This window comes from Streptomyces sp. NBC_00162 (genome assembly GCF_024611995.1).
GTDB lineage: Bacteria > Actinomycetota > Actinomycetes > Streptomycetales > Streptomycetaceae > Streptomyces.
This window is the reverse complement of sequence record NZ_CP102509.1, coordinates 6519473-6542549: the sequence shown is the minus strand read 5'-3', so window position 1 is coordinate 6542549 and position 23077 is coordinate 6519473. Positions and strand designations below refer to the sequence as shown.

Annotated in this window: 23 protein-coding genes and 1 pseudogene; 7 read left to right on the top strand and 17 right to left on the bottom strand. The window is 72.8% G+C overall.

The genetic code is table 11. The features are described 5' to 3' along the window. Positions 1–4 precede the first annotated feature (4 nt). Positions 5–1177 (bottom strand): acyl-CoA dehydrogenase family protein, encoded by a 1173-nt coding sequence (locus tag JIW86_RS30330; protein ID WP_257556959.1) that lies wholly within the window; start codon positions 1175–1177, stop codon positions 5–7. Between the two features lie 121 nt (positions 1178–1298). Further along, positions 1299–2939 (bottom strand): MFS transporter, encoded by a 1641-nt coding sequence (locus tag JIW86_RS30325; protein ID WP_257556958.1) that lies wholly within the window; start codon positions 2937–2939, stop codon positions 1299–1301. 288 nt (positions 2940–3227) lie between these two features. On the opposite strand from JIW86_RS30325, the gene JIW86_RS30320 reads away from it, so the two are divergent. After that, positions 3228–4358 (top strand): hypothetical protein, encoded by a 1131-nt coding sequence (locus JIW86_RS30320; RefSeq protein WP_266945482.1) that lies wholly within the window; start codon positions 3228–3230, stop codon positions 4356–4358. 226 nt (positions 4359–4584) lie between these two features. Further along, positions 4585–5667 (top strand): phosphatase PAP2 family protein, encoded by a 1083-nt coding sequence (locus tag JIW86_RS30315; RefSeq protein ID WP_257556956.1) that lies wholly within the window; start codon positions 4585–4587, stop codon positions 5665–5667. Positions 5668–5986: 319 nt separating this feature from the next. Here the strand turns inward: JIW86_RS30315 and JIW86_RS30310 are convergent, their stop codons facing one another. From JIW86_RS30310 to JIW86_RS30300, 3 genes are all read right to left on the bottom strand, one after another. Continuing rightward, a complete protein-coding gene (locus JIW86_RS30310; RefSeq protein ID WP_257556955.1) occupies positions 5987–6955 on the bottom strand; it encodes a helix-turn-helix transcriptional regulator in 969 nt (322 codons plus the stop codon). Positions 6956–7012: 57 nt separating this feature from the next. Then, a complete protein-coding gene (locus tag JIW86_RS30305; protein ID WP_257556954.1) occupies positions 7013–7552 on the bottom strand; it encodes a hypothetical protein in 540 nt (179 codons plus the stop codon). Between the two features lie 107 nt (positions 7553–7659). Beyond that, positions 7660–8391, bottom strand: coding sequence for a LysM peptidoglycan-binding domain-containing protein (locus JIW86_RS30300; RefSeq protein WP_257556953.1), 732 nt, complete (start codon positions 8389–8391; stop codon positions 7660–7662). A 295-nt stretch (positions 8392–8686) separates the two neighbouring features. On the opposite strand from JIW86_RS30300, the gene JIW86_RS30295 reads away from it, so the two are divergent. Next, positions 8687–9493, top strand: coding sequence for a hypothetical protein (locus tag JIW86_RS30295; RefSeq protein ID WP_215144642.1), 807 nt, complete (start codon positions 8687–8689; stop codon positions 9491–9493). Positions 9494–9593: 100 nt separating this feature from the next. Beyond that, a complete protein-coding gene (locus tag JIW86_RS30290) occupies positions 9594–9971 on the top strand; it encodes a hypothetical protein (RefSeq protein WP_257556952.1) in 378 nt (125 codons plus the stop codon). 24 nt (positions 9972–9995) lie between these two features. Here JIW86_RS30290 and der read toward each other — a convergent pair whose 3' ends face one another. The 5 genes and pseudogenes from der to JIW86_RS30265 all read right to left on the bottom strand — a co-directional run. After that, on the bottom strand, positions 9996–11456 hold the full coding sequence (gene der / locus JIW86_RS30285) for a ribosome biogenesis GTPase Der (protein ID WP_257556951.1): 1461 nt from the start codon (positions 11454–11456) through the stop codon (positions 9996–9998). 75 nt (positions 11457–11531) lie between these two features. Further along, the gene (locus JIW86_RS30280) at positions 11532–12221 is read right to left on the bottom strand and encodes a lysophospholipid acyltransferase family protein (RefSeq protein ID WP_257556950.1); all 690 of its coding nucleotides are present in this window, start codon (positions 12219–12221) and stop codon (positions 11532–11534) included. After that, positions 12176–12883 (bottom strand): (d)CMP kinase, encoded by a 708-nt coding sequence (gene cmk / locus JIW86_RS30275; protein ID WP_257556949.1) that lies wholly within the window; start codon positions 12881–12883, stop codon positions 12176–12178. The genes JIW86_RS30280 and cmk overlap by 46 nt, the downstream gene beginning before the upstream one ends. A gap of 93 nt (positions 12884–12976) precedes the next feature. Further along, positions 12977–14065 (bottom strand): prephenate dehydrogenase, encoded by a 1089-nt coding sequence (locus JIW86_RS30270; RefSeq protein ID WP_215144632.1) that lies wholly within the window; start codon positions 14063–14065, stop codon positions 12977–12979. Positions 14066–14180: 115 nt separating this feature from the next. Continuing rightward, positions 14181–14630 (bottom strand): annotated as a pseudogene (locus tag JIW86_RS30265) (YidB family protein); the annotation flags it as partial. Positions 14631–14755: 125 nt separating this feature from the next. Between JIW86_RS30265 and JIW86_RS30260 the strand changes: the two are divergent. The 3 genes from JIW86_RS30260 to JIW86_RS30250 are packed head-to-tail and all read left to right on the top strand — an operon-like array spanning position 14756 to position 16343. Next, positions 14756–15121, top strand: a complete 366-nt coding sequence (locus tag JIW86_RS30260; protein WP_257556947.1) for a DUF952 domain-containing protein — start codon at positions 14756–14758, stop codon at positions 15119–15121. Positions 15122–15178: 57 nt separating this feature from the next. After that, the gene (locus JIW86_RS30255) at positions 15179–15634 is read left to right on the top strand and encodes a Rieske (2Fe-2S) protein (RefSeq protein ID WP_257556946.1); all 456 of its coding nucleotides are present in this window, start codon (positions 15179–15181) and stop codon (positions 15632–15634) included. Between the two features lie 28 nt (positions 15635–15662). After that, positions 15663–16343, top strand: a complete 681-nt coding sequence (locus tag JIW86_RS30250) for a nucleotidyltransferase domain-containing protein (RefSeq protein WP_257556945.1) — start codon at positions 15663–15665, stop codon at positions 16341–16343. A 13-nt stretch (positions 16344–16356) separates the two neighbouring features. Here the strand turns inward: JIW86_RS30250 and JIW86_RS30245 are convergent, their stop codons facing one another. From JIW86_RS30245 to JIW86_RS30215, 7 genes are all read right to left on the bottom strand, one after another. Next, positions 16357–17382 (bottom strand): ADP-ribosylglycohydrolase family protein, encoded by a 1026-nt coding sequence (locus tag JIW86_RS30245; protein ID WP_257556944.1) that lies wholly within the window; start codon positions 17380–17382, stop codon positions 16357–16359. Beyond that, positions 17379–18110 carry an NUDIX hydrolase gene (locus JIW86_RS30240; RefSeq protein ID WP_257556943.1) on the bottom strand — a complete coding sequence of 244 codons (732 nt, stop codon included), beginning with the start codon at positions 18108–18110 and terminating at the stop codon, positions 17379–17381. The genes JIW86_RS30245 and JIW86_RS30240 overlap by 4 nt, the downstream gene beginning before the upstream one ends. Continuing rightward, positions 18107–19186 carry an AAA family ATPase gene (locus JIW86_RS30235; RefSeq protein ID WP_257556942.1) on the bottom strand — a complete coding sequence of 360 codons (1080 nt, stop codon included), beginning with the start codon at positions 19184–19186 and terminating at the stop codon, positions 18107–18109. Before JIW86_RS30235 ends, JIW86_RS30240 begins: the two co-directional genes overlap by 4 nt. Next, positions 19183–19785: a nicotinamide riboside transporter PnuC gene (gene pnuC, locus JIW86_RS30230; RefSeq protein WP_257556941.1), complete on the bottom strand. Its 603-nt coding sequence runs from the start codon at positions 19783–19785 to the stop codon at positions 19183–19185. The genes JIW86_RS30235 and pnuC overlap by 4 nt, the downstream gene beginning before the upstream one ends. A 116-nt stretch (positions 19786–19901) precedes the next feature. After that, complete coding sequence (locus JIW86_RS30225; protein ID WP_215144616.1) at positions 19902–21305, bottom strand: pseudouridine synthase; 1404 nt, start codon at positions 21303–21305, stop codon at positions 19902–19904. Then, complete coding sequence (scpB, locus tag JIW86_RS30220) at positions 21305–21931, bottom strand: SMC-Scp complex subunit ScpB (protein ID WP_215144614.1); 627 nt, start codon at positions 21929–21931, stop codon at positions 21305–21307. The genes JIW86_RS30225 and scpB overlap by 1 nt, the downstream gene beginning before the upstream one ends. Continuing rightward, positions 21928–22986, bottom strand: coding sequence for a segregation and condensation protein A (locus JIW86_RS30215; RefSeq protein WP_257559494.1), 1059 nt, complete (start codon positions 22984–22986; stop codon positions 21928–21930). Before JIW86_RS30215 ends, scpB begins: the two co-directional genes overlap by 4 nt. Positions 22987–23077 lie beyond the last annotated feature (91 nt).

The window sequence follows — 23077 nt, the reverse complement described above, 5'->3', positions numbered from 1 at the left end:
GCCCTCACCGGAAGGCGTCGAGCCCGGTGAGCGCCTTGCCCAGCACCAGTTGGTGCATCTCGACGGTGCCCTCGTAGGTGAGGACCGATTCGAGGTTGGTGGCGTGCCGCATGACGGGGTATTCGAGTGAGATCCCGTTGGCACCCAGGATGGTCCGCGCGGTGCGACAGATCTCGATGGCCTCGCGGACGTTGTTGAGCTTGCCGAAGCTGATCTGCTCCGGCCGCAGGGTGCCCGCGTCCATCCGCCGGCCCAGGTGGTGGGCGAGCAGGATGCCCTTGTGGAGTTCGAGGGCCATGTCCGCGAGTTTGGCCTGGGTGAGCTGGAAGCCGCCGATCGGCTTCCCGAACTGCTCCCGCGTCTTCGCGTAGTCGAGCGCGGACTCGAAGCTGGCGCGCGCCGCGCCCATGGAACCCCAGATGATCCCGTACCGCGCGTGGCTCAGGCAGCCGAGCGGCCCCTTGAGACCGGTGACGCCCGGCAGGACCGCGTCCGCGGGCAGCCGCACCTCGTCCATGATCAGCTCACTGGTCACCGAAGCCCGCAGCGACCACTTGTGCTTGATCTCGGGGGCCGAGAATCCCGGCGTGTCGGTGGGGACGGCGAATCCCCGGATCCCCTCGTCGGTCTGCGCCCACACCACGGCGACCGCGGCGACCGATCCGTTGGTGATCCACATCTTGCGGCCGCTGAGCACCCAGTCGGTGCCGTCGCGCTTCGCGTACGTGCGCATGGCGGCGGGGTCGGAGCCGACGTCGGGCTCGGTCAGCCCGAAGCAGCCGATCAGCTCGCCGGCCGCCATGCCGGGCAGCCAGCGCTGCTTCTGCTCCTCGGAGCCGTACTTCCAGATCGCGTACATGGCGAGCGAGCCCTGGACGGAGACCAGCGAGCGGATGCCGGAGTCGGCGGCCTCGAGCTCCAGGCAGGCCAGCCCGTACTGCACGGCGCTGGCACCCGCGCATCCGTACCCCTCGAGGGACATGCCGAGCGCGCCGAGCGCGCCGAGCTCACGGGCCAGCTCGCGGATCCCGGGGAGCTCGCCGCTCTCGTACCAGCCGGCGATGTGGGGCAGCACCCGGTCGGCGGCCCAGTCGCGGACGGTGTCACGGATGGCGAGGTCCTCGGGCCCGAGGAGCTCGTCGATCCCGAGCGGATCAAGGGGCAGGAACGCGGACACGGGGCCTCCCGGCGGCCTGGGTACAGAACCTAGCAGCGCAAGTTTTACGCTGCGCGACCGACGCTAGACGCCGGATTCCCTGCCCGTCCAGCCCCGCAATTCCAGCCCCGCCCGCGAGGGGTCAGCCCGCGTGCTCCACCGGAGCCGGGCACGGCTCGCCCGTGGCCTGCGCGGGCAGCCGCACCGGCTCGGCCGGGGCCGGCGCCCCGCAGTCCATGACCCGCGGCAGCTTGAGCGCCATCACGGCCCCCGCGAACAACAACCCCGCGCTGACCAGCAGGGTCACGTGCAGCCCGTGCACGAAGGAGTGCCGGGCCGCGGCGTAGAGGGACGCCCCCGCCGGCCCGCCGAGCTGCGCGGCGATCTGGTAGGCCTCGCCCAAAGAGTGCGCGGCACCCGCCGAGTCCGCCGCCGAAACCCCCGGCACCCGCGCCAGCCCCGGCGCGTAGGCGGCGTTCATGACGCTGCCCAGCAGCGCGATGCCCATGCCCGCGCCCAGCTGGTACGAGGTCTCGCCGATCGAGGCCGCACCGCCCGCGGTGGCCGCCGGGGCCTCGCTCAGCATGGACTCGTACGCGGCGAACAGCGTGGTCTGGAGCCCGAAGCCGAGCAGGATGAAGCCGACGGTCAACAGGACGGGCCGGTCGTGATGGCCCATGAACGTGAGCAGGAGCACGGCGAACGCGGTGAGCAGGAAGCCCAGCGAGACCATGGTGCGCGGGCCGATCCGGGCCAGGGTGTAGGACCCGGTGGCCCCGGCCGCCATCGCGGCGAAGGTCAGCGGCAGCAGCCGCAGGCCGGTCTCCAGCGGGCTGAGGTGCAGCACCAGCTGGAGGTACTGGACGGCGATCAGCTCCAGGCCGACGAGGGCCAGCATGGCGAGCACGATGCAGCCGACGGAGGTCGAGAAGGCGGCGCGGGAGAACATCCGCATGTCGATCAGCGGGTGCGTACGCCGCTTCTGCCGTCGTACGAACAGCACCAGCAGCGCCACCCCGAGCACCAGCGGCACCAGCGCCTCGAGGTCGAGGAGCTCCCGCTCGGCGCCCAGCCGCTTGATCCCGAGCACCGAACCGAGCACACCGGCGGCGGCCATCAGCGCGCCGGTCACGTCCCACGGCCCGTCGGAGGAACCCTTCGACTCGGGCAGCAGCCAGCGCCCCAGCGGCAGGATCAGCGCCATCAGCGGGATGTTGATGAGGAAGACGGAGCCCCACCAGAAGTGCTGGACGAGGAAGCCGCCGAGTACGGGGCCGCTGGCGGCGCCGACCGCCGCGACTGCGGTCCAGATGCCGATGGCCAGGGCACGTTCGCGCCGGTCGGGGAAGACCTGGCGCAGGATCGACAGGGTGGCGGGCATGATCATCGCGCCGCCGATGCCGAGCAGGGCGCGCGCGGCGATGAGCACCTGGGCGTTGTCGGCGAGGGAGGCCATCGCGGAGGCGACGCCGAAGAGCCCGTAGCCGAGCAGGAGTATGCGGCGGCGGCCGACCCGGTCGCCGAGGGTGCCGAAGAGGATCAGCAGCGCGGCGCACACCAGCGGGTAGGCGTCGACGATCCACAGGAGCTCGATGGAACCGGGGCGCAGGTCCTCGGTGAGGGAGGGGACGGCGACGTGCAGGATCGTCGCGTCGAGCGCGACGAGGACCAGGCTGACGCAGAGCACCGCCAGGACGACCCAGCGATTGGCCCCGCCGGAGGCCGCGCGGAGCCGCTGCCAGGGGGCAGGGTTCCTGGCTCCGGCCGCGTTCGTCCCCGACATGCATGTACCTCCCAGGTGATCCCTCGCGTTCGGCGGACCAGCGTCTTGCGGAGCCACGGGGGGTGGTGCGCTCTGCGGCGTCCAACGGGGTCCGGCATCGACACGCGAGTGAACGGTCAGCGTACGCGAGTTCGCCTGTCCAACACGTGGTCAAGCTCTCATCCCGGCGGAGGCCTCCCTGTGGTGTGCGCCACTTCCCATACCCTGCCCCTTCCCCCGCGTACACGCGCGCTCACGGCCCGTGGTTCTCGGCCGGGGCCCGGGTGCGCGCCACCGATAATCATGCCCGTGAAAGATCTTGGATTCCGCCGGGCCGCGCCCGCGCTCGCCGTCGCCGCCCCGGCGCTCGCCGTGTTCACGGCGGTCCGCCTGCTCGGGCTCGCCGTGCTCGCCGTGTGGGGTGCGGTGGCCGGCAGCAGCCCGCACACGCTGCTGTCGGCCCGCTGGGACTCGCTCTGGTACGCCCGGATCGCCGCGGAGGGGTACGGGTACGAGGTGGCCCTCCCGAACGGGGACGTCCACTCGAACCTGGCGTTCTTCCCACTGCTGCCCTGGCTGGAGCGGCTGGTGTCGGCGGCGACCGGACTCGGGTACGGCTCCGCGGGCCTGGTGGTCTCGGCGCTGGCCGGGCTCGCCGCGGCCTGGGGGATCTTCGCGGTGGCGGACCTGTTGCACGGCCGCCGGGCCGGGGTGCTCGCCGTCGCCGTCTGGGCGGCGCTGCCCGTCGGGATCGTGCAGTCCATGGCGTACAGCGAGTCGCTGTTCACCGCGCTGGCCGCCTGGGCTTTGTACGGGGCCCTGCGCGGCCGGTGGCTCACGGCCGGACTCCTCGCGGCCGGGGCGGGGCTGACCCGCCCGGTCGGCGCCGCGGTGGTCGCGGCGGTGTGGGTGGCCGTCGTACTGGCCTGGCGCGGTGGTGAACGGTCCTGGCGGATGGCGGCCGGTGCGCTGCTGGCTCCGCTGGGGGCCGGGGCGTATGTGCTGTGGGTCGGCGCGCGCACCGGAGGCGGGCTGCTCGGGTACCTGGACGTGCAGGGCGGCTGGGGCAACGGCTTCGACGGCGGCTGGGCCTTCGCCCGGTTCATCGGGGCGAAGCTCGCCTCTTCCGCCTTCGCGGCCGGGCTCGGGCTGATCGCGGGGGTCGTGCTGGTGCTCTGGCTGTACGGGCGGTGCGTGCGGCAGCGGCAGCCGGTGCCGCTGCTCGTGTACGGCGGGATCGTGGTGGCGCTGGCGCTGTGCGCGTCCGGGTACTTCGGTTCCAAGCCCCGGCTGCTGCTGCCGGCCTTCCCGCTGGTGCTGCCGGTGGCGGTGGCGCTGGCCCGGTGGCGGACCCGGCGGGCGGCCCTCGTGCTCGGCGCGGCGGCCCTGGTCTCGGCGGTCTACGGGGCGTTCTGGCTGAACGGCTCGGGCCCACCGTAACGGAATGGATCATTCCGATCCATCATTCGGCAAAGGGAACGAGTTGCGGCAATAAAGCCCTGGTAAGTGTGCGAAACAATTTCCGGGGCGGTGGATCAAGAAGGCTCCAACCATTGCCGAAATACCGGGAATTAAGTCCCGCGTGAGACCAACTCCACATCACATGGTCATCACAAAGCCCGTGATTCGCCCGGGCTGACCATCGGCGGGCGGTAACGTCGATTCAGTGCGTACCGATCAAATCCTGACCCGTCTGGAGCGGGTGTTCGCCCGCCTGGACCGGGAACCAGAGCGACCGGCTCATCTGCAAACCCCGCAGATGAGCCGGCACCGCGTCGTGCTCCTCGGATCGACTCTCGCCTTCTATCTCGCGATCGTCGTGGCCGTCCTGACCACGTCCTGGCTCGTCCGCCTGGACTGGCAGATCATGTTCTTCCGGCCCTACGAGCAGTGGCCGCAGCTGCATGCCTTCCTCGACTACCTCGTCGTACTCGGCCAGCGCGGACCCACCGCGGTCATGGTCGCGGCCTGGCTCGGCTGGCGCTCCTGGCGCCAGCACACCCTCCGCCCGCTGATCACCCTCGGCGTGGCGCTGCTCCTGCTCAACATCACCGTCGGGTCCGTCAAGCTCGGCCTCGGCCGGCTCGGCCCGCACTACGCCACCGAGATCGGTTCGGCCGAACTCTTCGCGGGCGGCGATATATTTCCTTCCGGCCACACCGCCAACGCCGTCGTGACCTGGGGAATCCTCGCCTACCTGGCGTCCACCGTGGTCACCCGGCGGGTGCTGTCCGTGGTGTCCGCGGTCGTCTCGCTGAGCGTCGGAGCCACCACCGTCTACCTCGGCACCCACTGGGTCAGCGACGTGCTGCTCGGCTGGTCCGCGGGGCTGCTGATCCTGCTGGCCCTGCCCTGGTTCGAGCCGCTCATCGCCCGGGCCGAGGCCTACGTCTTCGACGTGCGCGAGCTGCTGCGCCGCCGCGCGGAGACCGGACGGATGCCCGCGCCGGTCGTGTCCGCGCTCACCCCGCTGCTCTCCGCGGGCGGCAAGTGGCAGCTCCGGCGCGCCGTTGCCGCCGGGGACCCCGCCGTGGACCCCGCTCCGACGGCCGCCGCGCATGCCGCCGCGTCCGCGCACACCCCGGCGGCGCACACCCCGGCGCCCCGGCCCGCGCCCCTGCTCGCAGGCCGGCCGCACCTGATCCGCTCCGAGCGGACCCCGGTCACCCCGGTCGGCAGCCGCCGGCCGGCCCACACCGAACGGGCCGCCGCCCGCAGCGCCGCGGCCCGCCCGGCCACCGGCGGCTGAACCACACCTCGCGGGACGGTACGCACCACCTCACCCCGCGACACGAAGGCGGGCCGGGTCACTGACCCGGCCCGCCTTCGTCGTTCACCTTCGCCGTTCGTCAGCGCCACGCCGGGACGTTCGTCCGTCCCGGGTCACGCTTGTGTCACAGAATATCGACAACCACCAATTGTTTTCCGGCCCGCGACACGCCAGCCGTACAGGCTGATTCGAATTTCCCCCGAAGCCCCCTGCTGAACCTCTGGAATTCCGGCAGGACATTGTCACGACACCGCTGGACCAGACCAGGTGAATCCCCCTCAGGTCCACCACATTTCCTTCACCTCCGCGGCTCCACGGCCCGCCCCAGCAGATCCCTCGCGGCCCTGATCCGATCCGTCAGCTCCGGCGGCTCGACCACTTCGAACTCACAGCCGAGCAGCATGATGTGAATCACCAGGACGTCCAGGCTGACCGCCCCGGTGCGCAGCAGGCAGCTCTGCCCGTCGACCGGCTCGAGGGCTCCGTGGCTCGGCCCGATGATCCGGGCCGCCTCCTGTGCGGAAACCTTCAGCCGCACCACCGCCCGGGCGGCGTACGCCCGTTGCGCCACGCCCTGGGAGACGTACTCGGCGAGGTCCTCGGCGGGCGGCTTGCGCGGGGTGAACCGCGGCCCGTGCGGAAGTGCGGGCTCGATCCGGTCGGCCCGGAAGGTCCGCCAGTCCTCCCGGTCCAGGTCCCAGGCGACCAGGTACCAGCGCCGCTCGGTGCACACCAGCCGGTGCGGTTCGACGGTGCGCCGGGTGACGTTGCCCTCGTGGTCGCGGTACCCGAAGCGCAGCCGCTCGGTGTCGCGGCACACGGCGGCGAGCTCGGTCAGCACCGAGGGGTCCACGGTGGACCGCTCCGCCCCGCGCAGCATCGGCACGGTGAACTCGTTGAGCGCGGACACCCTGCGCCGCAGCCTCGACGGCAGCACCTGCTCCAGCTTGGCGAGGGCCCGTACGGAGGCCTCCCCGATCCCCTCGACCCCGTTCCCGGCGGCGGTCCGCAGCCCGACCGCGACGGCCACCGCCTCGTCGTCGTCCAGCAGCAGCGGCGGCAGCTCGGCCCCGGCCCCCAGCTGGTAGCCGCCGCCGGTCCCGGGACTGGCGTTGACGGGGTAGCCCAGCTCCCGCAGCCGGTCCACGTCACGCCGTACGGTCCGCGGCGTCACCCCGAGCCGGTCGGCGAGGTCCGCCCCGGTCCATTCGCGGTGAGCCTGCAACAGGGACAACAGGCGCAGCAGTCGTGCGGAGGTCTCGAGCATGGCCGAAGTCTGCCAGCGGATCCCGGGCACCCCGGGCCCGGTCGGAGGTGACGGCGCTCAGCAGCCCGGCGCCGCGTTGCCGCTGAGCCCGACCAGCGAGCAGAGCGTCTCGGTCGACACCTTCCAGACCCCGTCCTCGAGGACCGCGGTCCCCTTGCTCCCGGGCAGGACCGGGACGCCGCGGACCAGCAGGTCGTAGGTGACCTGCGCCTCGGTGGCCGAGTCGAAGACCACGTCCGTGACCTTGGCCGAGGACAAGGCCGCGTCGGAATTGCCCGCGAAGCCGTCCAGCAGCAGCTCGAGCAGCTCGCCGTTCTCCAGGACCTTGACCTTCTCCTCGACGGAGACCTTGGAGTCGAAGAAGGTGGTCCAGTTCTTCTCGACCTGGGCCCTGGCCGCGGCCGGGTCCGCCGGGCCGTCCCCGGTGGGCGTGGCGAGCGCGGCGGGTACGGCGTGCACGGCCGTCGCTCCCGCGGAAGTCGTCGTACCGCTCCCGTTCTTGCCCGAATCGGAGGAGCATCCCGCGAGGGCGGGAACGGCGGCCAGTACGGCAGCCGCTGCCCACACCCCGATACGAGGGTGTCTTCCCAGGTCCATCCGGCTCACCACCAGGGTCCGAACGAGCCGTTCGGCTCGATGCTTCCAGGGTCGACGCCTTCAGCGCATCGTGCAATCGGGGTCGGATGCGAACGGCGCGATCCCCCTCAGCGGGGAGGCCTCGGCACGGGCGACGCAGCCGCCGACTGCGCGGGAGCCGGACCGGCCGGGGCCACCGGTACCACCGGGTCCGGAGGGTTCACCGGGTCCGGCGGGCGGGCCGGCGGCGCCTGCTCCGGGATGACCAGCAGCGTGCCCGTCACGAGCGCCGCGGGCCGTGGCCCGATCGCACCCCGGTTCGCCTCGTACAGCGCCTGCCACCCGCCCCGCACCCGGTGCTTCCCCGCGATCGACACCAACGTGTCCCCCTTCCTCACCACGTGCATCCGCCCGGCCAGCCCGTACCGCTTCGAGCACGCCGGCCAGGCGTCCCAGCCCTGCGCACCGAGCACGTCCTCCGCGACGCGGATCTGCTGCACCCGGCTCGCCAGGTCGGCGCGCCGGGCGAACACGAGCCCCCCGTACTCCTCCCACGTCGGCTGCCAGAACTGCAGCCCGCCGTAGAACCCGTTGCCGGTGTTGACCGCCCAGCGCCCGCCGCTCTCGCAGTCGGCGACGCAGTCCCAGGGCCATTCCCCGCCCGGCCCGCAGTCCCCCGGACCCGTTCCGATCACCCCCGGCGAGCCGGGGTGCGCCGCCCCCGCCGGCCCGGGCGCGGGCGGCGGGGGTGCGAGAGCCGCCGCCGTGCCGGAAGGGAGTACGAGAGCCAGCGCGGCGGCGACGGCAGCGGCACCACGACGGGCCCCGGCCTGACGGCGCCGGATCCGGAGGTGGGGCATCGCGTCACGCTACGCAGCGCCCGCGGCCCTCTCGCCCCGCCACGCAGCGCGCCCCGGCCACCCCACCCGGTCGGCCGACCGGCCACCCTCGCCGAAACAGCCAATCGCGACCACCAACTGCGCACAATCAGAAAACAGTTGGCATGAAACGAAGCCCGGCCCGGACGGTTCACTCGTACGGGGGCCCGGTTCGATTCCGTTCCCTCCAATGGCGTGACCCCGGCCGCCGCTCCCCCGTTGAGCCCGGCGAGCCGGGAACCACCCGGCCCCCGCACCTATGCCGAGGAGCCACCCCGTGCCGCGCATGCTCGACGTCAGTGATGAGGTACGTGCCGAGATCGGTGACGAAGAAGCCGACAGGCTGCTCGTCGGCGAGGACGCGCCGCGCAGTTACGACTGCACCTCCTGCCGCACCCCGGGCGACCCCGAGAACGACCGCACCAGCACGGTGCTGTTCGTCGGCGAGGAGACCGCCGTCCTTGCCTTCGCCCACGCCACCTGCATCCCCTCGCAGGTGGTCACCGTCTCCGAGGAGCAGCTCCAGGGCGCCGTCGCCAGCATCACCGGCGACAGCCCGGCGGCGCCCGGCGCCGGCGCGGCCCCGCAGAACGTGCCCGGCGGCCAGGCCGTCCTCGGCATCACCAGCGGCCTGGTCCTGATCAGCGGCGAACTCCACCCCGCCCTGGTGGTCGAGCCGACCGCGCCGATCGCCCGCCCCGGCAGCGACGGTCCCGGCGACGACTTCCTCCCGCTCCTCATCGAGCAGGGCTTCATCCCGGTCATGGACACCGCCCAGCTCCCCACCGCGCTCAGCGGATGGTCGGTCCTGCTCGCCGGCGGCCAGCTGCACGCCGTCCTGCAGCCGGGTGCCGAGGGCGGCCGCCCGGTCGCCTGGTGGCAGGCGCACCAGGCCCTGTCGGTCACCGACGGCTGGCGCAACGCCGTCAACAAGACCCAGCGCGTGCTCATTTACGCCGCCCCGGTCGGATCGATCGGCCAGCAGCCCCGTGAGGACCTGCTGCGCGACGCCCTCGACAAGGCCGCCGCCGCGGGCAAGCTCGTGGCCGCCTCCATGCCCCTGGCCGGTACGCCCGGCGCCTGATCCACACACCGCAGATCGCCGCTGGGGCAGCCCCGGCGGCGATCTGCGTTTTCCGCCCGGCACCCCGCATCCGCAGGGCGCCGGTTTCGTTGGCTGATACGTGCATCCATACGACTCCTCCCGCGCCCCGTCCCGTACGAGCCCCGTCTCGCACACCCCGATCTACGACACCTTGTACTCGGAGTACCTGCGCGCCTTCCGGGCGCTGCCGGGCGACCGCACGGGCGAGGAGGATCTCGGGTTCACGGCCTTCTCGTACGGGGGCGGGTACACGGGCAGCAGCTCGTACGACAGCGGCTGGAGCGGTTCCTCGTGGCAGCGGGCCGACGGCTGGCAGCCCACGTACGTGGCGCAGCCGCAGGCCCAGCCCGCGTACTCGCACGCCGGCGGCACCGGATACGCCGACGGGCGGCCGCGCCAGACCGGGATGACGCACATCCCGGCGGCCCTGCCGCCCGCTCCGCGCCGGGGCTACTGACCCCGGACCTCCGTACCGCCCGTACTACTTCTTCTTCTTGTACTGGGCTCCGCGCTTCTCGCGCACCCGCACCGAGATGTGGATCGGGGTGCCCTCGAAGCCGAACTCCTCGCGCAGCCGGCGCTCGATGAAGCGCCGGTAGCCGTGCTCCAGGAAGCCCGAGGCGAAGAGGACGAACCGCGGCGGCTTGCTGCCCGCCTGGGTGCCGAACAGGATGCGGGGCTGCTTGCCGCCGCGGATCGGGTGCGGGTGGGCCGCGACGACCTCGCCGAGGAAGGCGTTCAGCCGGCCGGTGGGGACGCGCGTCTCCCAGCCCGCGAGAGCCGTCTCGATCGCCGGGACCAGCTTCTCCATGTGACGGCCGGTGAGCGCCGAGACGTTCACCCGCGGCGCCCAGGAGACCTGCTGCATCTCGGTCTCGATCTCGCGCTCGAGGTAGTAGCGGCGCTCCTCGTCGAGCTCGTCCCACTTGTTGTACGCGATCACGATCGCGCGGCCCGCCTCGACGGCCATGGTGATGATGCGCTGGTCCTGGACGCTGATCGACTCGGTGGTGTCGATCAGGATGACCGCGACCTCCGCCTTCTCGACGGCGGCGGCCGTGCGCAGGGAGGCGTAGTAGTCGGCACCCTGCTGAAGGTGGACCTTCTTGCGGATGCCGGCGGTGTCGACGAACTTCCAGGTGATGCCGCCGAGCTCGATCAGCTCGTCGACCGGGTCGCGGGTGGTGCCGGCCAGCTCGTTGACGACGACACGGTCCTCCTTCGCCACCTTGTTGAGCAGCGAGGACTTGCCGACGTTCGGGCGGCCGATCAGCGCGATGCGGCGCGGGCCGCCGACGGCGGTGCCGAAGGTCTGCTCGGGGGCTTCCGGCAGGGCCTCGAGCACAGCGTCCAGCATGTCGCCGGTGCCGCGCCCGTGCAGGGAGGAGACCGGGTGCGGCATGCCGAGGCCCAGGGACCACAGGGAGGCCGCGTCGGACTCGCCGCTCTGGCCGTCGACCTTGTTGGCGCACAGCACGACGGGCTTGCCGGCCTTGCGCAGCAGCCGGACGACGGCCTCGTCGGTGTCGGTGGCGCCGACCTTGGCGTCGACGACGAAGACGACCGCGTCGGCGGCCTCGATGGCGTACTCGGCCTGGGCGGCGACGGAGGCGTCGATGCCGAGGACGTCCTGCTCCCAGCCGCCGGTGTCGACGACCTTGAAGCGGCGGCCGGCCCACTCGGCCTCGTAGGTGACGCGGTCGCGGGTGACGCCGGGCTTGTCCTCGACGACCGCCTCGCGGCGGCCGATGATGCGGTTCACCAGGGTCGACTTGCCGACGTTCGGCCGGCCGACGACGGCGAGGACGGGGAGGGGGCCGTGTCCGGCCGCCTCGATCGCGCCTTCGACGTCCTCGATGTCGAAGCCCTCTTCCGCGGCGAGCTCCATGAACTCCGCGTACTCGGCATCGCCAAGTGCTCCGTGGTCGTGCTGGTCGTTCATGAAGTCCGTTCCTCGTCGTTCGTGGTGGTCGGTGGTACCCGCGCAGCGCGGTTCCACTACTGGTTCAAGTCTCGCTCAGCGCCCGGTGAGGCGCTTGGCGTCGGCCAGGTGGGCGGTCAGCCGGTCCTGGATGCGTACGGTGGCCGCGTCCAGCGCGGTACGGGTCCGGCGGCCACTGCCGTCCCCGGCGTCGAAGGCCGACCCGAAGACGACGTCGACCCGGCTCTTGAGGGCGGGCAGGCCCTTGACGAGCCGGCCCCTGGTGTCGCCGCTGCCGAGCACGGCCACCGGCACGATGGGCGCGCCGCTGCGTACCGAGAAGTACGCGAGACCCGCGCGCAGCGAGGCGAAGTCGCCCTCGCCCCGGGTGCCCTCGGGGAAGATGCCGAGGGCCCCTCCATTGTCCAGCACGCTGAGGGCGCGGCTTATCGCCGTCCGGTCGGTGCCGCCGCGGTCGACCTTGACCTGCCCGATCCCTTCGAGGAAGGGGCCGAGCGGGCCGACGTACGCTTCCTTCTTGATCAGGAAGTGCAGGGGCCGGGGCGCGGTGCCCATGACCATCGGGCCGTCGATGTTGTGCGAGTGGTTCACGGCGAGGATGACGGGGCCGGAGACGGGCACCTTCCAGGCGCCGAGCACACGGGGCTTCCAGAGCCCGTACATGAGCCCGATGCCGATGCGCCTGCCGACCGCCGCACCCCTGTGGGAGGGCGCTTCGCTCACTTGCGGCCCGCCCGCTTCTCTTCCACCAGGGTCACGACGCACTCGATGACCTGGTCGAGCGTGAGCTCGGTGGTGTCCACCTCGACGGCGTCGCCGGCCTTGGCCAGCGGGGAGGTCTTGCGGCCGGAGTCGGCCGCGTCGCGCTTGATCAGCGCCTCCTTGGTGGCCGCGAGATCCACGGCCTCCTTGCCGCGGAGCTCACCGCTGCGCCGGGCGGCGCGCGCCTCGGCGGAGGCGGTGAGGAAGACCTTGAGGTCGGCGCCGGGCAGGACGGTGGTGCCGATGTCCCGGCCCTCGACGACGATGCCGTCGGCCTCCGCGGCCGCCTGCGCGGCGATGGAGCGCTGCAGCTCGGTGATCAGGGTGCGCACCTCGGGGACGGCGCTGACGGCGCTGACCTTGGAGGTGACCTCCTGGGTGCGGATGGGTCCGGCGGCGTCCAGGCCGTCCACCGTGATGGTGGGGGCGGCCGGGTCGGTGCCGGAGACGATGGCGGGCTTGCCCGCGGCGACGGCGATGGCCTGCGGGTCGTCGGTGTCGACGCCGTTGGTGATCATCCACCAGGTGATGGCCCGGTACTGGGCACCGGTGTCGAGGTAGCGCAGCCCGAGCTTGGCGGCCACGGCCTTGGAGGTGCTGGACTTGCCCGTGCCGGAGGGACCGTCGATGGCGACGATCACGGCTGCCGGAGCTGCGGTTTCCACGGTGCGGGCACCTTCCTGGTTGCGCGTACGTGTCCGGGCGCGCCAAAGCGCCCCCAACCAAGGTTACCGGGCCCCGGCGGCCCCCGGTCCCGCCTACTGCTGACGCAGTGCCCAGCCCCGCTCGCGCAGCTCGGCGGTCAGGCCCGCCACGGCCCGCGGTTCCACCATCAGCTGGACCAGGCCGGCCTGCTGGCCCGTGGCGTGCTCGATGCGCACGTCCTCGATGTTGACCCCGGCCCGCCCGGCGTCGGCGAAGATCCGGGCCAGCTCGCCCGGCTGGTCGCTGATGAGGACGGCCACCGTCTCGTAGACGGTCGGCGCCGCGCCGTGCTTGCCCGGCACCCGGACCCGGCCCGCGTTGCCGCGCCGCAGGACGTCCTCGATGCCCGCCGCGCCCCCGCGCCGCTTCTCCACGTCGGCCGACTGGAGCCCTCGCAGCGCATCGACGGTCTCCTCCAGGTCGGCCGCGATCCCGGCCAGCACGTCGGCGACGGGGCCCGGGTTCGCCGACAGGATCTCCACCCACATCCGAGGGTCGGAGGCCGCGATGCGGGTGACGTCCCGGATGCCCTGCCCGCACAGCCGGACGGCCGTCTCGTCGGCCTCCTCCAGCCGCGCGGCGACCATGCTCGACACCAGCTGCGGGGTGTGGGAGACGAGGGCGACGGCCCGGTCGTGCGCGTCCGCGTCCATCACCACGGGTACGGCCCGGCACAGGGACACCAGCTCCAGGGCGAGGTTCAGCACCTCGTGGTCCGTGTCCCGGGTGGGGGTCAGCACCCAGGGGCGGCCCTCGAAGAGGTCGGCGGTGGCGGCCAGCGGCCCCGACCGCTCCTTGCCCGCCATCGGGTGCGTGCCGATGTACGCCGTGACGTCCACGCCGAGCGCCTCCAGCTCCCGGCGCGGTCCGCCCTTGACGCTGGCCACGTCCACGTACGCGCGCGCCGCCCCGCGGCCGATCGCGTCGGCCAGCGTCGCCGCCACGTGGGCCGGGGGTACGGCGACGATCGCGAGGTCGACCCTGCCCTCCGGGGCCTCGTCCGTGCCGGCCCCGAGGGCGGCCGCGGTATGGGCCTGGGCGGGGTCGTGGTCGACGAGGTGGACGGTGATCCCGCGGGCGGTCAGCGCGAGCGCCGCGGAGGTGCCGATCAGTCCGGTTCCGATGACGACGGCGGTTCTCACGGAGCTCTCCAGGGATGCGTGACGACGGGTTCTGACTCAGGGTAGCCAGGCCGTACGGCGCGAGGGCCCGGCTGCCCGTCCTGTGGGACGGCGGCCGGGCCCTCGCGTGCGGCTGCTACAGGTTCTGCTGCCTGATGATGTCCTCCAGCGAACCGGAGGGGATCTGTCCGGTCGGCGTCAGCTTGTCGACCGCCTGCGGCAGGACCTGCGCGATCTGGTCGGCGGCCTGGTCCGTGGAGACGCCGGCCTCCGCCGCGACCTTCTGCAGGGTGTCGTCCGGCAGCGCCGCCTTGATCTGGTCGGCGCTGACCGGCTCGTTCGCGCCGGTGCCGACCCAGGACTGGGCCTGGTCGACGAGGCCTGACTTGGTGAGCATCTCCAGCAGGCCGCCCAGCGGATTGTTCGCACCGCCTCCGGCCGACTGCCCGCCGCCCGCGCCGCCGCCCATGAATGCGCCGAGCAGGGAGCCGAGGATGTTGCCTCCGCCGCCGCTGCCGCCCTGACCGCCGCCGAGGAGCCCGCCGAGAAGAGAGCCGAGGTCGTTACCCGCCATGGTCATGCCTTTCGAAGAGGGACCGGGCCGCGCGAAAGCCGCGTACCCGGCTTCGAGACACGGACAATGTCACTCAAAGCAGACAGTGCCGCCACTTGGCGCACCCATCCCCCGGCCGCTGCGGTAGAACGATCGGCATGATCTTCCACCTCGTCCCGCTCGCCGACTGGACCGCCGCGCCCGGACTTCCGTACGCCCCGCCCTCGCTCGAGTCGGAGGGATTCGTGCACTGTTCGGCCGACCGGCCCACGGCGCTCGAGATCGCCGACTCGCACTACCGCGCGGTACCGGGGACGCTGCTCGCGGTGGAGCTAGACGAGGACGCCCTGCGCGCGGAGGTCCGCCGCGAGGGTGGTTCCGGCGGCCGCTACCCGCATGTCCACGGCCCGTTGAACCGGGAGGCCGTGATCCGCGTGTGGGAGGTGGTACGCACACCCGGCACTCCTGCCTCACTGTCACCTTGGGAGCCGGGCAACCGAAACGGCGCGGCGGACTTCACCTGAGGCCCGCCGCAGGCCAGGATGCTGCTCGTCCATCCGGCCACGAAGCGAGGAGACACCATGAGCGACCCCACGCGCACCGCCCGGCGCACGGTACTGACGGCCGGCGCGGCCGCCCTGGCCGGCGGCGCGCTCACCGCCTGCGGCGGTGAAAGCGAGAAGGCACCCGCGAACGGATCGGAAACCGCGGCCGCCCCGGCCGCCCCGTCCGCGCCCGCGGGAGGCGGCAAAGCCATCGCCAAGGCGGCCGACGTACCGGTCGGCGGCGGCAAGGTCCTGAAGGAAGAGAAGCTGGTGGTCACCCAGCCCACCGCCGGGTCCTTCCGCTGCTTCACGGCGGTCTGCACCCACCAGGGCTGCCTCGTGAACAAGGTGGAGAACGGCACCATCGACTGCCCCTGCCACGGGAGCAAGTTCAAGGACACGGACGGCGCGGTCGCCAATGGCCCGGCCACCCGCCCGCTGGCGGAGAAGAAGATCACGGTCGCGGCGGACGGCAATATCTCGCTCGCTTAGCGGACGGCCCCGTGCCTAGGCTCGCCGGATGGACGAGCTGACACTGGTACGGGACCACACGGTCTACCAGTGCGTGATGGGCTCCCGGGCGTTCGGGCTGGCGACGGAGGCGAGCGACACCGACCGGCGCGGTGTCTACCTCGCCCCGACGCCGCTGTTCTGGCGGTTCGAGAAGCCCCCCACGCACGTGGAGGGCCCGCGGGACGAGGAGTTCTCGTGGGAGCTGGAACGCTTCTGCGAACTGGCCCTGCGCGCCAACCCGAACATCCTGGAGTGCCTCCACTCCCCCTTGGTGGAACGGCTGTCCCCGGTCGGCGAGGAACTGCTCTCGCTCCGCGAGGCCTTCCTCTCCCGCCGGGCCCACACCAGCTTCAGCCGGTACGCGGCCTCCCAGCGCGGCAAACTCCTCGCGGACGTCCGCATCCACGGCGCCCCGCGCTGGAAGCACGCCATGCACCTGCTGCGCCTGCTCCTGTCCTGCCGCGACCTCCTGCGCACGGGCCGCCTGACGATCGACGCGGGCCCCCACCGCGACCGCCTCCTGGCGGTCCGCCGCGGCGAGCTCACCTGGGCCGAGGCCGACACATGGATGTCCCGCCTCCAGGAGGAGACCGAGGCGGCCCTCGCCAGCACGCAGCTGCCCGCGGATCCGGACCACGCCAGGGTGCAGGACTTCCTCGTCCGCACCCGCCGCGCGTCGGCAGGCTAAGGAATGTCCGGACCTAGGAATCCCAGAGCGCGCCGAAGGCGAGGAGTTCGTCGCGGTACTCGATGCGGCCCTCCCAGTCGCGGGGCCAGACGTCCGCGCCGAGGTGGGCGCCCGCGAAGGCGCCCGCCAGGCAGGCGATGGAGTCCGAGTCGCCCGCGGTGCATGCGGCTCGGCGCAGGGCCAGGAGGGGCTCCTGCGGGAAGAGCAGGAAGCACTGCAGGGCCGTGGCGAGGGCCTCCTCCGCGATCCAGCCGTCGCCCGTGGTCAGGCAGGGGTCCGTCTCCGGGGAGGGCGTGCGCAGGGCCGTGGACAGGCGCTCCAGGACGGCCAGGCACTCGTCCCAGCCCCGCGCCATGAACGACTCCGGGGAGGCGTCGGAGGCCGTCCGCATCCACAGGTCGCCGAGCCAGCGCTCGTGGTAACGGGTGCGGTTCTCCAGGGCGTACGAGCGCAGCCGCCCGACCAGGCCCGTCACCTCGGTGCCCTGCGCCAGCAGGTAGACCGCCCGCGCCGTCAGGTCGGAGGCGGCCAGCGCCGTCGGGTGGCCGTGGGTCAGGGCCGACTGGAGCTGGGCGGCGCCGGCCCGTTCCTCCTCGGTCCAGCCGTGGATCAGCCCCACCGGGACCACCCGCATGTTCGCGCCGCAGCCCTTGGAGCCGAGCTGGCTGGCGTCCCTCCAGTCCCGCTGCGGATCGTTCAGCAGACCGCACGCCCGCAGACAGGTGTTGCCCGGGGCGCGGTTGTTCTCCGGGGAGTGGTACCAGTCCACGAACTCCTCCCGGACCGGCCGGGCGAGGCGCAGCGGGCCGACCCGGCCGCGCTCCGCGGCCGTCCGCATGCCCCGTGCCAGCGCGAGCGTCATCTGGGTGTCGTCCGTGACGATGGCCGGCCGGGGCAGTTTCATCTCCCGCCACGGGCCGGTCTTGGCCAGGATCGACGGGACGTCGTTGAACTCCGTCGGGAAGCCGAGGGCGTCGCCCAGGGCCAGGCCGATCAGGGCGCCCGTCGCGGCGCGCTTCGTCGGCGTGGGCATCGTCATCGCTTGTTTCCTTCCGAGGGGCGGAGCAGGGGCGGGTGCAGGGCGGTCGCCGGTCCCGGCCGGTACAGCGCGGCCGGTTTGCCGCGGCCTCCGGTCAGCCGGGCGGCTCCCGGTACGGCCTCGACGAAGCCGGGTGTGGCCAGGACCTTGCGGCGGAAGTTGGGGCGGTCCAGGGCGGTGTCCCAGACCGTCTCGTAGACGGACTGGAGCTCCCCGAGGGTGAATTCGGGCGGGCAGAAGGCGGTGGCCAGGCAGGTGTACTCGAGCTTCGCGCCGACCCGCTCCCGCGCGTGGCCCAGGATCACGGCGTGGTCGAAGGCGAGAGGGCCGACCTCGGCCACCGGCACCCAGCGGGCGTGGGCCGCGTCCCCGCCGCCCTCCGCGGCCGGCTCCGGCATGTCCGGGACCAGCGCCGTGAAGGCCACCGAGACCACCCGCATCCGGGGGTCGCGGTCCGGCTCGCTGTAGGTGCGCAGCTGCTCCAGGTGCAGGGCCGCCACGACGCCCTCCGACAGGCCGGTCTCCTCGGCCAGCTCGCGGCGGGCGGCCGTCTCCGCGGACTCCCGGGGCGTGACGAAGCCGCCGGGGAGCGCCCAGGCCCCCTCGTACGGCTCCTGCCCGCGCCGGATCAGCAGCACGTGCAGCAGCCCGCCGCGCACGGTGAAGACGGCCAGGTCTACGGTCACCGCGAACGGCACGAAGGCGGAGGGGTCGTAGCCGGCGGTCATCGGGCCTCCGGCAGCGGGTCGGCGAAGTACCAGCCTTCGGCGAGCAGTTCGTCGACCGCCGCCACGGCCGCCGCCAGCCGCTCCTCGCGGTCCCCCCGTACGACGAGGAACCGCTTCCCGGTGCGCTCGAGTTCCTCGCGGAACCGCCCGGTCATCCAGGGGCGCAGGTGGGGGCCGTCCCGCAGCCCGTCGTCCTCGAAGGGCACGTCCGCGTGGTCCGTCAGCAGGTACAGGTCGCGCCGGGTGAGGGAGGCTGTCTTCTCGACCTCCTCGTTGCGGCCGCCCATGTACCGCTCGTGCCAGATGCCGGTCGCGAAGGAGTCGGTGTCGCAGAACAGCACCGGCGAGCCCAGCCGGGCCGCCCGTTCCTCGTCCGCGTCCTGCCGCCGGGCGATGACCGGGAACTCCTCCGAGGTGAAGGAGACGTCCGCCCAGCCGGCCGCCGGGTCCGCGGCGCGGGCCGCTTCCAGCTTCTCCTCGCTGTACCGGCGCCCGTACTCGGGGACCCAGCCGGTCCCGGCCCACACCCCGCCGCGCCGCCGGTAGTGCCCGGCCAGCGCCCGCGACAGCGTCGTGGTCCCGGTGGACTCGGCGCCGAGTACGACGACCCGCCGCGCGAGGGAGCCCCGTACGGCCGGTCCCAGGAATTCCCAGCAGCCGGCGGGATCGGCCCGCACCGCCGTCCCGGACACCGGGAACAGGGTCCGCGCGGGGTCCACGCAGACCTCCTCGGCGCCGAACCGCCGCGCGAGCTCGGACCCGTACTCCTCCGAGGTGAAGACGGCGTCGACGGGCCCGTCCAGCGCGCCCCGGAAGATCGCCATGTGGGCTTCCCAGACCGCCGGGTCGTGCAGGTCGACCGGGATGTCGTCGACGGCGCCGACCACGTCCGCGCCCGGGTGCGCCTCCCGCATCCATGCGACGCGGTCGGCGAGCGGCACCGACTCCACGGAGGCCGCGCAGACCAGCACGGTCAGCCGGTCGCACCGGTCCTGGGCGGTGCGCACCAGGTGGTGGTGGCCGGCGTGCGGCGGGTAGAACTTGCCCAGCACCAGGCCGTGCCCGAAGCGCCTCATGCCGTCGCCTCCAGGGCCGTACGGGCGCCCCGCGCCGGGAGCGTGCGCCGCCAGCCGACCAGCCCGGCCACGCAGAGCGCGAGGAAGCCGACGTACAGGCCGGAGGTCAGGTACAGCCCCTTGTACGCGTACAGCGGGATGTAGAGGAGGTCGGCGGCGATCCACAGCCACCAGGACTCGACGAGCTTGCGGCACTGGCCGTAGGTGGCCGCGAGCGAGAGCCCGGTGGTCAGGGCGTCCCAGAAGGGGACGGTCGAGTCGGTGGCGCTGCTCAGCAGCAGGGTGAGGCCGAGCACGCCCACCGCCCCCGCCGCGGCCAGCCAGGCCCATTCGGTGCGCGTGGTGCGGCGCACCGCCAGGGTCTCGGCGGTTCCTGGTCCACCCCCGTGGGTCCAGGACCACCAGCCGTACGCGGCGAGGGCGATGAAGACGATCTGCAGCCCGGCATCGGCGTAGAGGCCGGCCTGGGCGAAGAGCACGATGAAGAACAGGTTGTTGGCGATGCCGATCGGCCAGTTGGCGACGTGCTGCCGGGCGACGAGCCAGACGCACAGGGCACCAGTGGCGAATCCGAGTACCTCGGTCCAGCTCATGCTCATGACGACCTCCTTTAATAGTCATGTTGACTATAAACAGAGGAGGCGTCTCCGGGCAAGCGAAAAGCCCGCAGTGCCTCGGGGCACTGCGGGCTTTTCGACCCGGGTTCGGGCGGTCCTTACAGACCGACCTCGCGCATCAGCATGCCGACCTCGGTGTTGGTCAGGCGGCGCAGCCAGCCGGACTTCTGGTCGCCGAGCTCGATCGGACCGAAGGAGGTCCGCACGAGCTTCTCGACGGGGAAGCCGGCCTCGGCCATCATGCGGCGGACGATGTGCTTGCGGCCCTCGTGGAGGGTGACCTCGACCAGGTAGTTCTTGCCGACCTGGTCGACGACGCGGAAGTGGTCGGCGCGGGCGTACCCGTCCTCCAGCTCGATGCCGTCCTTGAGCCGCTTGCCGATCTCGCGCGGCAGCGGGCCGGTGATCGCCGCGACGTAGGTCTTCTTCACGCCGTACTTCGGGTGCGTGAGGCGGTGGGCCAGCTCACCGTGGTTGGTGAGCAGGATGATGCCCTCGGTCTCGGTGTCGAGCCGGCCGACGTGGAAGAGACGCGTCTCACGGTTGGTGACGTAGTCGCCCAGGCACTGGCGGCCGTCCGGGTCCTCCATCGTGGAGACGACACCGGCCGGCTTGTTCAGCGCGAAGAACAGGTACGACTGGGTGGCGACGGTCAGGCCGTCCACCTTGATCTCGTCCTTCGGCAGGACGCGCTTGCCCTGCTCCAGCACGATCTCGCCGTTGACCTCGACGCGGGCCTGCTCGATGAGCTCCTCGCACGCGCGGCGCGAGCCCATGCCGGCGCGGGCGAGCACCTTCTGCAGACGCTCACCCTCCTCCTCGGCACCCGGGAAGGTCTTCGGGGTCTTGATCACGGGCTTGTCGGCGTACCGGTCGCGCACTCGCTCCTCGATCCGCGCGTCCAGCTCGCGCGGGCGGGACTGGCCGCTGCGGCTGCCGGGACCGCTGCGCGGGCCGCCGGCCCCGCCGATGCCGGGGGTCCTGGAGGTCTTGGGGCCGCCCTTGGCACCGCCGCGCGCCGACGCGCCACGGGCACCGCCGCCGCCGGCCTTGGGACCGCTGCGGCCGCTGCGCTCGCCCTCGGGGCCCACGTCGTAGCGACGCTCCTCGGGGCGCGGGTTGCGGATCCGCGGCGGCGGAGCCTGGTCGCGGTCGCGCGAGTCGGAGCCGCCGCCCTGGTAGCCGCCACCGCCCTGGTAGCCGCCGCCGGAGGAGGAACCACCGCGGTAGCCGCCCCCGCCGGAGGAGGAACCACCGCGGTACCCACCGCCGCCGGAGGAGCTGCCCCCGCGGGAGCCACCGCCGCCGCCGGAGGAGGAGCCACCGCGGTAGCCGCCACCGCCGGAGGAGGAGCCGCCGCGGGAGCCACCGCCACCGCCGGAGCCGCCACCGCGGTAGCCACCGCCACCGGAGGAGGAGCTGCCGCCGCGGGAGTTACCGCGTGCGCCACCACCGCCGCCGCCGCTGTTCCTGTTGCCGCCGCCGTTGCCGTTGCTTCGCATCAAATGTCCGTCGTCTTGTCGTCGTCTTCATCGGTATCCGGTGAGTCCGGATCGAACGACGGCACACCTTCTTGCGTCTCGGCTTCGATCGCGTCCGCCTCGGGGAGGAAGGGCGCGAGTTCCGGGAGCTCGTCCAGGCCGCGCAGGCCCATCCGCTCCAAAAAGTGGTTCGTCGTCCTGTACAGGATCGCACCTGTTTCGGGTTCCGTCCCCGCCTCCTCCACCAGACCCCGCTGGAGGAGGGTCCGCATGACCCCGTCGCAGTTGACTCCGCGGACCGCCGAGACCCGCGACCGGCTCACCGGCTGGCGGTACGCGACGACCGCCAGGGTCTCCAGCGCCGCCTGGGTGAGGCGGGCCTGCTGGCCGTCCAGTACGAAGCCCTCGACGGCCGGGGCGTACTCCGCCCGGGTGTAGAACCGCCATCCGCCGGCGACCGGGCGCAGCTCGAATCCGCGCCCCTGGAGCGTGTACTCGTCGGCGAGCTCGCGCAGCGCGTCCGCGATCTCACGCGGGGTGCGCTCCAGCACCTTGGCGAGGTGCGCCTCCGTCGCGGGCTCGTCCACGACCATGAGTACGGCTTCCAGCGCGGGCTTCAGCGCCAGCGCGGCCACGTCGCTGCTCATTCCTTGACCTCCACGATCTGGTCGAACTCGTCGGTCACGGTCGGCATGCCGTCGCCGTCCCCGCCGCTCCAGCGCACGGTCAGGGTCTTCAGGGCCTCCTCTTGGTCCAGGACCACCGCCTTCTCGCGGTAGAGCTCCAGGAGCGCCAGGAAGCGCGCGACGACGGTGAGGGTGTCCCCGGCGTCCTCGGTGAGCTCCTGGAAGGTGGCCTCCCCGCGGGCCTTCAGCATCCGTACGACGAGACCGGCCTGCTCGCGCACGCTGACCAGCGGCGCGTGGATGTGGTCCACGTAGACCTGGGGCTTGGCCCTGGGCTGCATGGCCTTGACCGCGAGGCGGGCGAAGCCGTCCGGGCCGATGGTGATGACGACCTCGGGCAGCAGGTCGGCGTGGTGCGGCTCCAGGCCGACGGTGCGCGGGTAGCGCCTGCCCTCGGCCTCCGCGCGCTCCTCGAAGATCGCGGCGATCCGTTTGTACGCCCGGTACTGGAGGAGGCGGGCGAAGAGCAGGTCCCGGGCCTCCAGCAGGGCGAGGTCGGCCTCGTCCTCTACCTCGGCGGCCGGCAGCAGCCGCGCGGCCTTCAGGTCGAGCAGGGTGGCGGCGACGACGAGGAACTCGGTGGTCTGGTCGAGGTCCCAGTCGGGGCCCATGGCCCGGATGTGGGCCATGAACTCGTCGGTGACCTTGGACAGCGCGACCTCGGTGACGTCGAGCTTGTGCCGGGAGATCAGCTGGAGCAGCAGGTCGAAGGGGCCCTCGAAGTTCGCGAGCCGCAGGGTGAACCTGCCGTTGCCTCCGGCGGGGCCCGCGCCGTGCGGGGCCTCGGCGGGGTCCTCGCCCGGGGCGTCACCGGCTTCGTCCGGGTCCGGGGGGCCGCCGCGGCCCTCAAGGGGCCCGTCAGCGGGCCCGCGGTGCTCCCGGGGCTCCGCCCCGCCCTCGGACCGCACTGGCGGCGCAGCGGGCGATTCAGGGCCGCCCGGGCCGTCTCCCGGCGCACCGGGACCGCGGCCCAGGATGCGCCGGGTCGGTCGGCCGGGTTCGGCGGGGAAGGGCATCGCGGTCCAGGTGGTGCGGAGGGGCGGCGTCACGGCCGGGTGCGGGACCGCGGCCACGAGCAGCCTAGCCAGCAGCCGGGGAAGCGGGCCG

Coding starts and splice junctions, on each gene's coding strand:
- JIW86_RS30325 (WP_257556958.1), bottom strand. CDS start 2,939: ATGTCGGGGACGAACGCGGCCGGAGCCAGGAACCCTGCCCCCTGGCAG.
- JIW86_RS30310 (WP_257556955.1), bottom strand. CDS start 6,955: ATGCTCGAGACCTCCGCACGACTGCTGCGCCTGTTGTCCCTGTTGCAG.
- JIW86_RS30305 (WP_257556954.1), bottom strand. CDS start 7,552: ATGGACCTGGGAAGACACCCTCGTATCGGGGTGTGGGCAGCGGCTGCC.
- JIW86_RS30300 (WP_257556953.1), bottom strand. CDS start 8,391: ATGCCCCACCTCCGGATCCGGCGCCGTCAGGCCGGGGCCCGTCGTGGT.
- der (WP_257556951.1), bottom strand. CDS start 11,456: ATGAACGACCAGCACGACCACGGAGCACTTGGCGATGCCGAGTACGCG.
- JIW86_RS30260 (WP_257556947.1), top strand. CDS start 14,756: ATGATCTTCCACCTCGTCCCGCTCGCCGACTGGACCGCCGCGCCCGGA.
- JIW86_RS30255 (WP_257556946.1), top strand. CDS start 15,179: ATGAGCGACCCCACGCGCACCGCCCGGCGCACGGTACTGACGGCCGGC.
- JIW86_RS30250 (WP_257556945.1), top strand. CDS start 15,663: ATGGACGAGCTGACACTGGTACGGGACCACACGGTCTACCAGTGCGTG.
- JIW86_RS30245 (WP_257556944.1), bottom strand. CDS start 17,382: ATGACGATGCCCACGCCGACGAAGCGCGCCGCGACGGGCGCCCTGATC.
- JIW86_RS30240 (WP_257556943.1), bottom strand. CDS start 18,110: ATGACCGCCGGCTACGACCCCTCCGCCTTCGTGCCGTTCGCGGTGACC.
- JIW86_RS30235 (WP_257556942.1), bottom strand. CDS start 19,186: ATGAGGCGCTTCGGGCACGGCCTGGTGCTGGGCAAGTTCTACCCGCCG.
- pnuC (WP_257556941.1), bottom strand. CDS start 19,785: ATGAGCATGAGCTGGACCGAGGTACTCGGATTCGCCACTGGTGCCCTG.
- JIW86_RS30225 (WP_215144616.1), bottom strand. CDS start 21,305: ATGCGAAGCAACGGCAACGGCGGCGGCAACAGGAACAGCGGCGGCGGC.
- scpB (WP_215144614.1), bottom strand. CDS start 21,931: ATGAGCAGCGACGTGGCCGCGCTGGCGCTGAAGCCCGCGCTGGAAGCC.
- JIW86_RS30215 (WP_257559494.1), bottom strand. CDS start 22,986: ATGCCCTTCCCCGCCGAACCCGGCCGACCGACCCGGCGCATCCTGGGC.